Here is a 12275-nt window from a genome sequence, read left to right as displayed (position 1 = left end):
AGTCGATCTATAGGTCGCCCGGATTGGCCCATACGTTCCGTTCCATGGCAGCCACACAAGTCCCTTTAGCCTAATAACCTGAGTTGTATGCCAACACGGGGGATATTTCGGACAAGGATTGGTCGAGGCCTCGCACTGCTCCTGGCGCTCGGTGTAGCCGGGGGCGCCCTGGTGGCGGGGATCTCGTTGCCGGCGATCGGGGGCATCGGCGTCGGGATCGTCACCGCGTCGAACGACCTGGACATCAATCCGGCCGACCTCGTCGAACCCCCGTTGCCTGAGAAGTCGACCGTGGTGGACGCGAACGGCCGCCAGATCGCCCAGTTCTACGACCAGTACCGGGTGAGCGTCTCGCTCGACCATGTGGCCGACGTGATGAAGACGGCGATCATCTCGATCGAGGACTACCGCTTCTACCAGCACGGGCCGATCGACCTCGAGGGCACGGTCCGCGCCCTGTCCAAGAACCTGATCGCGGGTGGGGTGAGCCAGGGGGGCTCCAGCATCACCCAGCAGTACGTCAAGCAGGTGCTGCTCAACAAGGCCACGACCAAGGAAGAGCAGGAGCAGGCCCTGCAGCCGAGCTACGGGCGCAAGCTCAGCGAGCTTCGGTACGCGATGGGCCTGGAGCGGAAGTACACCAAGGACCAGATCCTCGAGAAGTACCTGAACATCGCCTACTTCGGCGCGGGGGCCAACGGGATCGAGGCCGCGGCCAAGCGGTTCTTCGGGGTGTCGGCGTCCCGGCTGACCCTGACCCAGGCGGCGACGCTGGCGGGAGCCGTACAGCAGCCCAACAGCACCGACCCCTCGGCCGGGAAGAAGAGCCAGGACCGGCTGCTGGCGCGGCGCAACACCGTGCTCGACCGGATGGCGGAGCTCAAGAAGATCACACCGGAGCAGGCCGCGGCGGCCAAGAAGAAGCCGCTGGGGTACAAGGACACCCCCCTCCCCGGCGGATGCGAGTCCAGCAAGTACCCCTACTTCTGCATGTACGTGCGCGCCGACATCCTCACCAACCCCGCGTTCAGCGCCTTCGGCAAGACGGCGGACGCCCGCGACCAGTTCCTCAAGCGCGGCGGCCTGACCATCAAGACCACGCTCGACCCGAAGATGCAGGCGTCGGCCGACAAGGCCATCAAGGACCGCGTCTACGCCACCGACAACCCGGTCGCGTCCGAAGCCCTCGTCGAGCCGGGAACCGGCAAGATCAAGGCCATGGCGGCCAGCCGGAAGTACGGCACCAACAAACGCAAGAAGCAGATCTCCTACAACGTGGTGGCCAACGTCGCCCACGGCGGCGGCACGGGCTTCCAGGCCGGCTCGACCTTCAAGGTCTTCACGCTGCTCACCGCCCTCAAGCAGGGCTGGAAGCTCAATGACGGCATCCAGAGCCCCGCGGGTTACACCGCGCCCGGCTATGCGGCCTTCAAGAACTGCAAGGGCGAGAGCATCGGCGACCCGACCCACACCGTCACCAACGACGAGGGGTCGGGCGGGTTCAAGACCCTGCAGACCGGAACCTGGCAGTCGGTCAACACCTTCTTCGTCTCGCTGGAGCAGAAGGTCGGCCTGTGCGACGTGGTCAAGACGGCCAAGTCGCTGGGCATCAAGCGCGCCGACGGACAACCACTGCAGGAGTACGAGACCTTCACACTCGGCATCAACGAGATGGACCCGGTGACCCTCGCCACCGCGTACGCCGCCATCGGTGCGCGGGGAATGTACTGCCCGCCCCAGGCCGTCACCGCGATCACCGACCGCAACGGCAAGACCACCACGTACAAGCCGAAGTGCAAGCAGGCTTTGGACCCGGAGGTCGCGGACGCGGCCGCGAACATCCTGACGGGAGTCTTCGGCCCTCAGGGCACCATGAGCGCCGTCGGCGGAATCGGCCGTGACGCGGCGGGCAAGACCGGCACGAGCGACGACTCCTCGACCGCGTGGTTCGCCGGCTTCACCCCCGACCTGGCCGGCGCTGTCAGCCTGGGCGACCCTCGCGGAGCGGCCACCCACAAGCTGAACAACGTGACCATCGGCGGCAGGTACTACAGCGTCATCTTCGGGGCGGACGTCTCCGGCCGCATCTGGAAGGACACGATGATCGACGCCCTGAAGGGCACCGAGGCGACGAACTTCACCCCGGTGAACACCGCACGCTTCGGCGGCTGTGGCACCGGATGCGCTCCCCACATCGACGAGCCGCCGAACGGCGGCCCCGGCGGCCCCGGCGGTCCGGGCGGCCCCGGCAACGGCGGTCCGGGCAACGGCGGTCCAGGTAACGGCGGTCCAGGTAACGGCGGCACAGGCACAGGCACCGGCACCGGCACCGGCACCGGTCAGTGACACGACGGAGGACCGCGACAGAGCTCTGAAAGAGCGGTGATTTGAGGGCGGGCGTCGGCGACGCCCGCCCTCAGTCGTGGATGGGGCATCACCGGCGCGGGGGAGCCGGACCTCTCCGGCGAGGGCCGGACCCCCTCATGAGAGGGGGCCGACCCCCTCCTGAGAGGGAGCGGCGAGATGGCTCTCCTCGGCGATGTCTTTCGGGCTGGAGAAATCCAGCATTGACGTAACCAAACCGCTGAGGAGTCCCCCGAATGAACCCCCGCATCGCGTTCGTCGCAGCCCCCCTGCTCACCATGGCCTACGGAGTGATCCGGATCTTCGATGGGTTCGATGGTGAGAGGGGTCCCGGCCTCGCCTGGACCACCGGTCACCTCGCCTTCATCGCGGCCCTGGCCATGTTCGTCCTGACATTCCTGCAGATGCGCCGGATGGCGGGACGGAACACCTTGTCCACAGTGAGCGCCACGATCGGGATCATCGGCATCGTGTCGCTCGTCGCACAGTTCTCCATCGACATGGTGGTCGGCTTCCTCTCCGCCGACCACGCCGCCATGGGCGTCCACTTCGACCGGATCCAGGCCGTCCCCGGCGTCCTGTTCGTGGTCTACACCGTCGTTCCGCTCCTCTTCTTCGTCGGCCAGTTCGCGATCGTCGCCCAGCTCGCCGTCCAGCGTCGGGTCAAGGCCTGGACGCCCGTCCTGGTCCTGCTCGACTGCGTCGTGCCGAACCTCGACAAGGACCTCATGCCGCTCGGGGCCCTCTTCCTGCTCATCTCCTTCATCCCGCTCGCCGGTCTGGCCTCCCGTACCGCCGAGCCCCTGCCCGTCGCCGCGTGACACGACGCGGAACGGCGGCCCCCACCCGGGCCGCCGATCGGCGTTTTCCGGCTTCGCCGTACTGGAAGGCCCGAAAGAGGAGGCAAGATTGAACCTCGTGTCCGCTTTGCCGTTTCTCGCCCCGGTTCAGAGCCGGTTGCGTTCCCTCCCGGCTCTCTGGCTGGACACGGCCCTCGCCGCGCTCGTGCTGATCGTGCAGATGTGGCCGCTCCTGTCCCGCGAGAATCCCAACGGCGGCCCATGGGACTGGTGGGGGTACGTGGTCGTGATCGCCTCCGCCGTACCACTCGTGTGGAGACGCCGGGCTCCTGTGACCGTGCTGCTGGTCAGCGTCATCGCGACCTCCCTCTACGACCTCGCGGACCAGGTCGCCGCACAACCGATCTGGTACGGCGGGCTCATCGCGATCTACACGGTCGCCGCCTACTCGCCGCCCCTGCGCCGCGTGGGCATGCTCGTCGTCACCATCGTCGGCGGCGTGCTCCTGGTCGGCTCCTCCGACACCGCGCTGCGCGGCATCGTGCTGTTCGTCGCCGCGTACGCGATCGGCCGTGCCTCCGCGGCCTCCCGCGCGTACGCCGCCGCTCTGGAGGAGCGGGCCGTCCAACTGGAACACGAGCGCCAGGCCGAGGCCGAACGGGCCGCCGAGCGTGAGCGGGCCCGGATCGCCCGGGACATGCACGACATCCTCGCGCACGCGGTCAGCCTCATGGTGGTGCAGGCCGAGGCCGGTCCCGTCGTGGTCAGGAGCAACCCGGCCCGCGCCGAGGCCGCGTTCGACGCGATCGCCTCCGCGGGACGCGACGCCATGGTCCAACTCCGCCGCATGCTGAGCGCGCTCAAGGAGGACGCGGGCCCGCGGACGCCGCAGCCGACCCTCGGCGACCTGGCCGGGCTGTCGGGCCAGGTCGCCGACACCGGACTCGACGTGGGGTTCTCCACGTCGGGTGAGCCCAGGTCGCTGCTGCCCGACATCGAGGTCGCGGCCTACCGGATCGCCCAGGAAGCCCTCACGAACATCGTCAAGCACGCGGGTGCCGCCCGTGCCGACATCCGACTCATCTGGCAGGACGACACACTCATGATCAGCATCACCGATGACGGCCGCGGTTCCGGGGCCTCCTTCCCCTCAGGCGGGAACGGCCTGATCGGCATCCACGAACGCGCCGCCGCCCTCGGCGGCTCCGCGACCACGGGCCCCCGCACCGACGGTCCGGGCTTCCAGGTGCTCGTACGGCTCCCGCTGGCGGAATCGGTGCGGGCATGACCGTGAGAATCGTGGTCGCCGACGACCAGGAACTGGTGCGTGCCGGGTTCAGCATGATCCTCGACGCCCAGCCCGACATCGAGGTCGTCGCCGAGGCGGGCGACGGGGCCGAGGCCGTCGCGGCGGTCCGTGAACACCGGCCGGACGTGCTCCTCCTCGACATCCGCATGCCCACGATGGACGGCATCGAGGCCGCCGACATCGTGTGCGCCGAGACCGGCTGCCGGGTGCTCATGCTGACCACGTTCGACCTGGACGACTACGTCTATGACGCGTTGCGGGCGGGCGCGAGCGGGTTCCTGCTCAAGGACGTCCGTCGCGACGATCTCGTGCACGCGGTGCGGGTGGTCGCGGCCGGAGAGTCGCTCCTCGCGCCCTCGGTCACCAGAAAGCTGATCGCCGAGTTCACCTCCAGAGCGGTCACCCGCTCCGCCGTGCCGCCTTCGGAACGGCTCGCCGCGCTCACGAGCCGCGAGCAGGAGACGCTCCAGATGATCGCGCGCGGGTTGTCCAACGCGGAGATCGCCGTGGCCATGGTGCTCAGCGAGCACACGGTGAAGTCGCACGTCAGCAACGTCCTCACCAAACTCGGGCTGCGCGATCGGGTCCAGGCGGTGATCGCGGCCTACGAAACCGGGCTCACGGTCCCCGGCCGATCGGAGTAGCCGCGTTCACCGGGGTCATCCCGCCTCGCGGCCAGGCCCTCATCGCCGCTCGGCCACGGCGAGGGTGCGGCTGACTTCGGCCGCACCGGCGGCGAAGTCGTCGACCTCGGTGGTGCGCCGCCGCAGGAAGCCGCTCAGATGGAGGACGGCGTAGCCGTGGGCGGCGGCGACGTGCTTCTCGAGAAGGGTGATCGCAGCCTGTGCGTCACGGGTGACGTCCATGGCGAGGGGCATCAGGATGTCCATGACCGCCCGGCCTGCCGCGTCGAGGTCGGGATCGCCGAGATGCTGCAACTGGTCGGCGAAGATGAGGTCGAATCCGGCGTGATGGCGTGCGACGAACCGCACATAGACGCCGGCGGTGACGGCGAGCGCCTCACACGGGTCGCCGCTCGTGTCACGCGCGAGGGCGTCTCGCAACTCGGCGGCGAGGAGTTCGGCCGCGCGGATGGCGGTGGCCTTCAACAGCGCCTGACGTGTGGGGAAATGGCGATAGGGCGCCGCCGCGCTCACCCCCGTGCGCCGGGTCGTCGCAATCACGGGTGCGAGCAGTGGAATCGGTGAGGCCACCGCGCTTCTGCTCGCCGAGCGCGGTGCGAAGGTCGTTCTCGGAGCCCGCCGCTCGAATCGCCTCAAGGCTCTGACGGCCCGCATCGAGAACGCGGGCGGTGAAGCCGTCTGTGTCGGCACGGACGTGCGAGTGCGCGACGATGTGGCCGGTCTCGTGGAGTTGGCGTGCGAGCGGTACGGCACGCTCGACGTCCTCGTCAACAATGCCGGAGTGATGCCGGTCTCCCCCCTCGACGACCTCCGCGTCGAGGACTGGGAGCAGATGATCGACGTCAACCTCAAAGGCGTCCTGTACGGCATCGCGGCGGCACTGCCCGTCTTCCGCCGGCAGGGTTCGGGGCACTTCGTCAACATCGCTTCCACGGCGGCACATCGCGTGGTCCCGAACCAGTCGGTCTACGCCGGCACGAAGTTCGCCGTCCGCGCCGTCTCCGAGGGATTGCGCCAGGAGGCAGGCGACAAGCTGCGCGTGACGATCGTCTCGCCGGGCTTCACCCGGACGGACTTCGCGGAATCTGTGATGAATCCGGAGGTGAAAGCCCGACTCGAAGAATCCCGTGACACCTTCGCGATGCCGCCGGACGCGATCGCCCGCGCTATCGCTTTCGCGATCGAGCAGCCGGCCGACGTCGACGTGAGCGAGGTCGTCGTACGTCCCACCGCTCAGGGGTGAGGGAAAGGAGACGCGCTGACGGATCCCGCGAATCGCCTCGCGTGCCTATTGCGATCTCGTCCTCAAACGGTGACGGGGAACGAGTGGTGTTCGTGGCGGACGACCCAGCGGCCCTCCTCCTTGACCAGCCCGAGGGTGAGGCGGAGCCGATTCTCAGGATCGGCGGCCAGATCCCGGGGCATCCCGCAGCGCAGCAACGCGCAGGCGTAGGCGACGTCGGCCCCAGCCGTGATCTCCAGGGACGTGATCTCGAACAAGGCGCCGTGCGACTGCCACTCGAAGAACGGCGGCCAGGTGTCCCGGTAGGCGTCGATGCCGCGAACGCCCTGATAGGGCGGCGGCACGTCGAACATCACGATTTCCCGCGAGTGGTCGGCGAGGACCGTGTCGAGGTCGCCGGCGTGGACCGCGACCGCCCAGCGTTCGACCAGTTCGCGGATCTGCTGCTCGTCATCCATGGTGGCTCCTGCCTCTTCGAGGAGGTCCGCCGGTGCCGATGGCACCGCTGCGGAGCATCTCCGTCAGGAACTACAACCCCGGCGACGAGCGGAACTCATCGGTCGGGATGCGGTAGACGTCCGGGCAGGCCGAACGTCGGGAAGCCGGCGTCCAGGAACGAGATCACCTCGGCGACCTCGCCGGCCTTCAGGATGACGAGGTCGAGGCCGGCCGCGAGATACGCCGACTCGCGGTCGTCCCACATGTAGGTGCCGAACGCGAGCCCGCCATTGGCCCGGGCCGGGAGGAAACGCCAACGTCTGGTCAGCGGACCCTCGCTCAGGAACTCACGGACGCTCTCGCGTCCGACGTACACGGCCGGGACCGGCGGCATCGAATACCTCACGTCGTCGGTCACCATGGCCACGATGGCGTCGACGTCGCCGGCCTCCCAGGCGGCGGCGTATCGGCGAGCGATGTCGCGGACGCCGATCTCATCGGCGCCTGGCCCTGCCGTACCTCGCCCGGCACGCGAAAGGTGTTCGTCGCGGGTCCTGCGAGCCCGCTGCAGGGCGGCGTTGACCGCAGGGACCGTGGTGTTCAGGAGTTTCGCCGTCTCGCCGGCCGAATACTCGAGGACATCGCGGAGAAGGAGCACCGCGCGCTGTCGCGCGGGGAGGTGCTGGAGTGCGGCGACGAACGCGATTTCCATGCTCTCCCAGGTGAGGCTGCGCGCCTCCGGATCCAGGCCGGCGGTGAACCGCATCCGGTGGTCCGGATACGGCCCGAGCCACAGGACCTCGGCCGGCGCCGCCCCGCCGGGGGTGAGATCCGTCGGGAGTTCACGACGACGACCTCCCTTGCCGAGGAGTGTCAGACACCGATTGGTGGCGATCTTGTAGAGCCACGCCCGGAACGAGCCCCGGTCCTCGAACCGCGCCAGACTCCGCCACGCTCGGGTCAGGGTCTCCTGTACGGCGTCCTCCGCGTCATCGAAGGACCCGAGCATTCGGTAGCAGTACGCGGTCAGCTCGTCCCGTAACGGCTCGACCAAGGCCGCGAAGGCATCCCCATCACCTGCCTGAGCTCTCGCGAGCACGTCGCCTGCCGGCCTCTTGGCTGAATCCCGGTCGGCCACGATGCCCCCTTCGCCAATCCGATACACGCAGAACGGGAGTTGCGGGAATGCGCTTCTTGACTTCTGTCGCCCATCATGTCCTTCCAGTTCATGGTGGCCCGAAGTAGCCGGCCGGCGACAAATCGGAGCTCGCGAAAGATCGCAGTTAACCAAGTATTAAGCGGAACGCGAGAGAAACCGGAAAAATACGAGTTTGGCGGCGTTTCGCACGCCTAAGCTGTCCGCAGAAATCTCCCCACACCGGATAAGGAAGGGTTTTCCATGTCCGCGCTAATGCGTAAGCGTGCGATTTCCGTGTTCCTCGCAGCCCTGGCCGTCGTCACGGTAAGCGGCACCACCACCGCGCACGCCGCCGCCAAGGCCAAGCCGGTCTCGCCCATCACGATCGTCAAGAAAGCGAAGAAGGTTCCCACCTGGAAGGTCACCATAACTGGACGGGCCGGCGGCCACGCGTTCAAGCGCACCGGCGTTGTGCGGCTGGCCTCCACTCGTACGCGCGTGACCACGAACGGGATCAACAAGATCGACGTGTGTCTGATTTCAGGGACCCCCTCCGTCCGGCCGCAAACCGGTGCCATCCACTTCGGCAGCAACGCCGCTTGCTACGGCTATCGGACGCGAGTCGACATGGGCTATGTCAAGGTTTCCGGCGGCACCGTGAGCTTCACGCCCGACTCAAGGCTCTCGGCCACCTTCGTGAACAACCACACGGATTCCAACGGTCTGCTCGCCTGCATCTACTACCCCGTCTCAGGTAAGGGGAGCTATACCTTCTACTCGAACGGGACCATACGCGGAAAGATCAGCTACCGCGGCTTCGCCGGCTTGGGCTGCGACTGGTCCTCCTACAGCGCCACCATCACGGGCCGCCGCATTCAGTAATCGAAAGGGTCCGCCCATCTGGCGCATCTCGCGGAGCTTCACGAAGCCGCCCACCTGCCGGCGTCGGGTCCGCTGCTGGGCGGACCCGACGAACGCTTCCGCGGCCTGTCCATGTGGGGCCCGACCAAGCCCGCGCCACAGGAACCTTCCTCGCCTCCGATCGCTCCGCCTACACCAGCGGAGTCGTCGTCACCGTCGACGGCGGAATCTCCGCTGCGGGAGCCTGACCGGCGCGATTTCATTTGAAGATCACACAGCATTGTCGATCATTATTGACAAGGACTCGATCGATCCGTCAAATGGCCGCATCCGGCCAGAGATTTAATGCCTATATGTGGATATAGCGGGATATTCTAACGGCACCCTCACGTCTCCGACAGAAAGAGGGACGGCGATGTCAGATTCCGCGGCCACGACAGGCATGACAACTCTGAGAACACTCGCCGGAAGGCGCATGCGGCGAGTCGTGATGAGCGGGCTCCTGACGGCGGGGCTCCTGTCCGCGCTGATGGTGGGCGCACCCGCGGCACACGCGGACCAGTATGTGGGCACCTCATTCACGTCGTATCTGCTCAAGGGCGAATACATCCTGAGCCCGAACAAGCTCTACAAATTCATCATGCAGTCGGACGGAAACCTCGTTCTTTACCGGCGGTACAACACAGATATCCTCGCGCCCTGGTACGCCTGCTGGGGAAGCAACACCGTCGGCACAGGCGTGTACGCGGAGTATTGGAAAGAGTCGTCTACGGTGGCCTACCTCAAGGTCGGATCCACCGTCCTGTACGGGGCTTACATCGGCTCGTTCTACTCGACCAACGTCAACGTGACCGACGCGGGCTGGGTCTACGTCGCCTGGAGCGCGAAAGTGCACTGCTGAGAGATCAGGCGGGAGCCGTCGAGGCTACGTCTCACAACCAATTGGTTGTGCAAACTGACGGTTGTGCGTAGGGTCGGGGCGTGGCAGTCATCGAAGACGAATTGAGCCTGGTGTTCTCGGCGCTGGCCGACCCCACCAGGCGCGCGATCCTGGAGCGCCTGGCTCATGGCGACGCGACGGTGAACCAGATCGCCGAGCCGTTCGCGATGACGCAGCAGGCGGTCTCCAAACACCTGAAGGTGCTCGAACGTGCCCGCCTGATCTCACGGACCCGGACCGCGCAGTCGCGGCCGTGCGTCCTGGACACCGAGCGGCTCGACGCGGTCGCCGGCTGGATCGAGCGCCATCGGCGGATCTGGGCCGGCCGCCATGACCGCCTCGACCGGCATCTTGCCGCCCTGCAAGCCACGCAGCGCCGGGACGGGGAGACGCCACGATGACCGAGACCGGCGAGCTGACCTACCGGCGCGTGCACCAGGCCTCGCCCGAGGTGCTGTTCGACTGCATGACCACGCCTGAGCACCTCACCCATTTCTGGGGGCCGGCCGGGACGACGACGCCGATCGGCGGCATCACCGTCGATCTGCGGCCCGGCGGCGTCTTCGAGACCACCATGGTGAGCGATGCCGACGGCAGCACACACACCATGCGGGCCGTCTACGTCGAGGTACGCCGTCCCGAACTGCTGGTGTGGATCGAGGCCGACGTCGAAGGCGGCATGCGGACCACAGTCACCTTCGTCGATCTGCACGACGGGCGGACCGAAGTGGTCACCCATCAGACGAACGTGCCGGCCGCCTACCTCAGCGCCCAGGCCAGGGCCGGCTTCACCACCAGCCTCGACCGCCTCGACGCCTACCTGGCCCATCTGAACGCCAAGCGAGAGTAGGGAACACGACATGCCGGCAATCACCTCAGCCGACGGCACCACGATCGCCTACGAGCGCACCGGCGGCGGGCCGGCGCTCGTCCTCGTTGACGGCGCCATGTGCTACCGCGGCGCAGGGCCGATGCGGCCACTCGCCGCGCTCCTGCAGGACACCTTCACCGTCTATACCTACGACCGGCGCGGCCGGGGTGAAAGCTCGGACACGCCGCCCTACGCGGTCGCCAGAGAGGTCGAGGACCTCCGTGCGCTCATCGCACAGGCCGGCGGCGAGGCGTACGTCTATGCCATCTCCTCTGGTGCGGCTCTCACCTTGGCGACCGCGGCAGCCGGTCCGGGGATCACCAAGATGGCGCTCTACGAGCCGCCGTTCGTGGCCGAGGCCGCAGGCGACACCGGGATCAAGGAGTACACCGAACGGCTCCACGAACTGCTCGACGCCGGGCGCAGAGGCGACGCCGTGGCCCTGTTCATGACGTACGTCGGCATACCTCCGCAGGTCGTCGCCGGCATCCGGGCACAGCCAGGCTGGGCCGTACTGGAGGCGATCGCCCCGACGCTCGCCTATGACGACGCCCTGCTCGCCGGGGGCGTCGTGCCGCGCGACCGCACATCGGCGATCGCCGTCCCGTCGCTGGTCCTCAGCGGCGGGGGCAGCCCGCAGGGGCTCCAGCAGGCGGCGAAGGCCACCGCGGACGCGTTGCCCACCGCGGAGCACCGGACGCTTGACGGACAGACTCACGACGTGGCCCCCGAAGCCCTCGCACCCGTGTTGGCCGAATTCTTCGGCGCCTGACGGACGCGCCTCCGCCTCTCAGAAGAGGGTCAGCGGGTCGGCCGCGACGGGCTCGGGCAGTGGATCGACCTCGGGCAGCACCGCCCGCACGTCGTCGTGAAAGCGACGGGCGAGCATCGGCGCGTCCGCGTTGTCCGGGGTATGGATGAACACCGTCGGCGAGCGACCCTCGCGCAACCATTCGGCGACCGTCCCGATCCATTGCCGCCAGCCCTCGATCGTGCGCTCCGCGGCGTCCCGGCCCAGGTAGCGGACGATCGGACGGTCGGTGAGAGCGACCGACCGGCGTGGCACGCGCGGTTTCTTCGTCCACGCGTCCCGTTCGGCGTCGCTGGTCGGAGGGCTCTGGAAGAGGGTGGTGGTGTCGAACGGGACCCACTCGGCGTCGACGCCGGCGAGAACCCTTTCCAGCAGTCCCACGGATCTCGCGTCATCGAAGAACGCGCGGTGGCGGACTTCGACGGCGTATCTGTGCGAGCGGGGCAGCCGGCGAAGAAATGCCGCCAGGGTGCCGAGGTCGGTCGGGGCGAATGAGCCCGGCAGTTGGACCCAGAGCGCGTGGGCGCGCGGCCCGAGTGGCTCGATCGCGTCCAGGAACGACCGGAGCTCCTCCTCGACGCCGGTCAGGCGCCGCTCGTGCGTGATCGACTTGGGCAGCTTGACCACGAAGCGGAAGTCGGGAGTGGTCTGCCGCGCCCACGACTCCACGGTGCTCCTCGCCGGCGTCGCATAGAACGTCGTGTTGCCCTCCACCGCGTTGCACCAGGTCGCGTAGGAGCGCAGGCGCTCCCCCGGAGGGAGTGGATGGGGCAGAAAACGTCCCTGCCACGGCGCGTGCGTCCACATCGCGCACCCCACATGAAGCCGCATGACCTCGACGGTATCCGGCAAAATG

At 67.8% G+C, this 12275-nt stretch carries 14 protein-coding genes; 10 read left to right on the top strand and 4 right to left on the bottom strand.

Annotated features, from left to right (window positions below):
- Window positions 1-171: 171 nt before the first annotated feature.
- The 4 genes from Psi02_RS04270 to Psi02_RS04255 all read left to right on the top strand — a co-directional run bounded on the left by Psi02_RS04270 (window position 172) and on the right by Psi02_RS04255 (window position 5117).
- A complete protein-coding gene (locus tag Psi02_RS04270) occupies window positions 172-2346 on the top strand; it encodes a transglycosylase domain-containing protein (RefSeq protein WP_308442201.1) in 2175 nt (724 codons plus the stop codon).
- A gap of 254 nt (window positions 2347-2600) precedes the next feature.
- On the top strand, window positions 2601-3185 hold the full coding sequence (locus Psi02_RS04265; RefSeq protein ID WP_203972015.1) for a hypothetical protein: 585 nt from the start codon (window positions 2601-2603) through the stop codon (window positions 3183-3185).
- Window positions 3186-3282: 97 nt separating this feature from the next.
- The gene (locus tag Psi02_RS04260; protein ID WP_203972322.1) at window positions 3283-4452 is read left to right on the top strand and encodes a sensor histidine kinase; all 1170 of its coding nucleotides are present in this window, start codon (window positions 3283-3285) and stop codon (window positions 4450-4452) included.
- Window positions 4449-5117: a response regulator gene (locus Psi02_RS04255; RefSeq protein WP_203972013.1), complete on the top strand. Its 669-nt coding sequence runs from the start codon at window positions 4449-4451 to the stop codon at window positions 5115-5117. Before Psi02_RS04260 ends, Psi02_RS04255 begins: the two co-directional genes overlap by 4 nt.
- A gap of 39 nt (window positions 5118-5156) precedes the next feature.
- Here Psi02_RS04255 and Psi02_RS04250 read toward each other — a convergent pair whose 3' ends face one another.
- Window positions 5157-5657, bottom strand: a complete 501-nt coding sequence (locus tag Psi02_RS04250) for a TetR/AcrR family transcriptional regulator (protein WP_203972011.1) — start codon at window positions 5655-5657, stop codon at window positions 5157-5159.
- Here Psi02_RS04250 and Psi02_RS04245 point away from each other — a divergent pair.
- Window positions 5635-6360: an SDR family oxidoreductase gene (locus tag Psi02_RS04245; RefSeq protein WP_203972009.1), complete on the top strand. Its 726-nt coding sequence runs from the start codon at window positions 5635-5637 to the stop codon at window positions 6358-6360. The genes Psi02_RS04250 and Psi02_RS04245 overlap by 23 nt on opposite strands.
- 62 nt (window positions 6361-6422) lie before the next feature.
- Here Psi02_RS04245 and Psi02_RS04240 read toward each other — a convergent pair whose 3' ends face one another.
- Together Psi02_RS04240 and Psi02_RS04235 are read right to left on the bottom strand one after the other, a co-directional pair.
- Window positions 6423-6818, bottom strand: a complete 396-nt coding sequence (locus Psi02_RS04240; RefSeq protein WP_203972007.1) for a YybH family protein — start codon at window positions 6816-6818, stop codon at window positions 6423-6425.
- Window positions 6819-6913: 95 nt separating this feature from the next.
- Window positions 6914-7897, bottom strand: a complete 984-nt coding sequence (locus Psi02_RS04235) for a sigma-70 family RNA polymerase sigma factor (protein ID WP_203972321.1) — start codon at window positions 7895-7897, stop codon at window positions 6914-6916.
- 300 nt (window positions 7898-8197) lie between these two features.
- Here Psi02_RS04235 and Psi02_RS04230 point away from each other — a divergent pair, with 300 nt between their 5' ends.
- From Psi02_RS04230 to Psi02_RS04210, 5 genes are all read left to right on the top strand, one after another.
- A complete protein-coding gene (locus Psi02_RS04230) occupies window positions 8198-8818 on the top strand; it encodes a hypothetical protein (RefSeq protein WP_203972005.1) in 621 nt (206 codons plus the stop codon).
- Window positions 8819-9272: 454 nt separating this feature from the next.
- On the top strand, window positions 9273-9698 hold the full coding sequence (locus Psi02_RS04225) for a hypothetical protein (protein WP_203972003.1): 426 nt from the start codon (window positions 9273-9275) through the stop codon (window positions 9696-9698).
- An 80-nt stretch (window positions 9699-9778) separates the two neighbouring features.
- Window positions 9779-10138 (top strand): ArsR/SmtB family transcription factor, encoded by a 360-nt coding sequence (locus tag Psi02_RS04220; RefSeq protein WP_203952619.1) that lies wholly within the window; start codon window positions 9779-9781, stop codon window positions 10136-10138.
- Window positions 10135-10587 (top strand): SRPBCC family protein, encoded by a 453-nt coding sequence (locus tag Psi02_RS04215; RefSeq protein ID WP_203972001.1) that lies wholly within the window; start codon window positions 10135-10137, stop codon window positions 10585-10587. Before Psi02_RS04220 ends, Psi02_RS04215 begins: the two co-directional genes overlap by 4 nt.
- 10 nt (window positions 10588-10597) lie before the next feature.
- Window positions 10598-11380, top strand: coding sequence for an alpha/beta fold hydrolase (locus tag Psi02_RS04210; protein WP_203971999.1), 783 nt, complete (start codon window positions 10598-10600; stop codon window positions 11378-11380).
- A gap of 18 nt (window positions 11381-11398) precedes the next feature.
- Here the strand turns inward: Psi02_RS04210 and Psi02_RS04205 are convergent, their stop codons facing one another.
- Entirely contained in the window at window positions 11399-12250 is an 852-nt protein-coding gene (locus Psi02_RS04205; RefSeq protein WP_239094595.1) for a DUF72 domain-containing protein, read from the bottom strand.
- Window positions 12251-12275: the final 25 nt, after the last annotated feature.

The sequence above is a fragment of the Planotetraspora silvatica genome, from assembly GCF_016863315.1.
Taxonomy (GTDB): Bacteria; Actinomycetota; Actinomycetes; order Streptosporangiales; family Streptosporangiaceae; genus Planotetraspora; species Planotetraspora silvatica.
This window is presented reverse-complemented; position numbering and strand designations above follow the sequence as displayed.

Coding starts and splice junctions, on each gene's coding strand:
- Psi02_RS04210 (WP_203971999.1), top strand. CDS start 10,598: ATGCCGGCAATCACCTCAGCCGACGGCACCACGATCGCCTACGAGCGC.
- Psi02_RS04265 (WP_203972015.1), top strand. CDS start 2,601: ATGAACCCCCGCATCGCGTTCGTCGCAGCCCCCCTGCTCACCATGGCC.
- Psi02_RS04215 (WP_203972001.1), top strand. CDS start 10,135: ATGACCGAGACCGGCGAGCTGACCTACCGGCGCGTGCACCAGGCCTCG.
- Psi02_RS04205 (WP_239094595.1), bottom strand. CDS start 12,250: ATGCGGCTTCATGTGGGGTGCGCGATGTGGACGCACGCGCCGTGGCAG.
- Psi02_RS04240 (WP_203972007.1), bottom strand. CDS start 6,818: ATGGATGACGAGCAGCAGATCCGCGAACTGGTCGAACGCTGGGCGGTC.
- Psi02_RS04230 (WP_203972005.1), top strand. CDS start 8,198: ATGTCCGCGCTAATGCGTAAGCGTGCGATTTCCGTGTTCCTCGCAGCC.
- Psi02_RS04255 (WP_203972013.1), top strand. CDS start 4,449: ATGACCGTGAGAATCGTGGTCGCCGACGACCAGGAACTGGTGCGTGCC.
- Psi02_RS04225 (WP_203972003.1), top strand. CDS start 9,273: ATGCGGCGAGTCGTGATGAGCGGGCTCCTGACGGCGGGGCTCCTGTCC.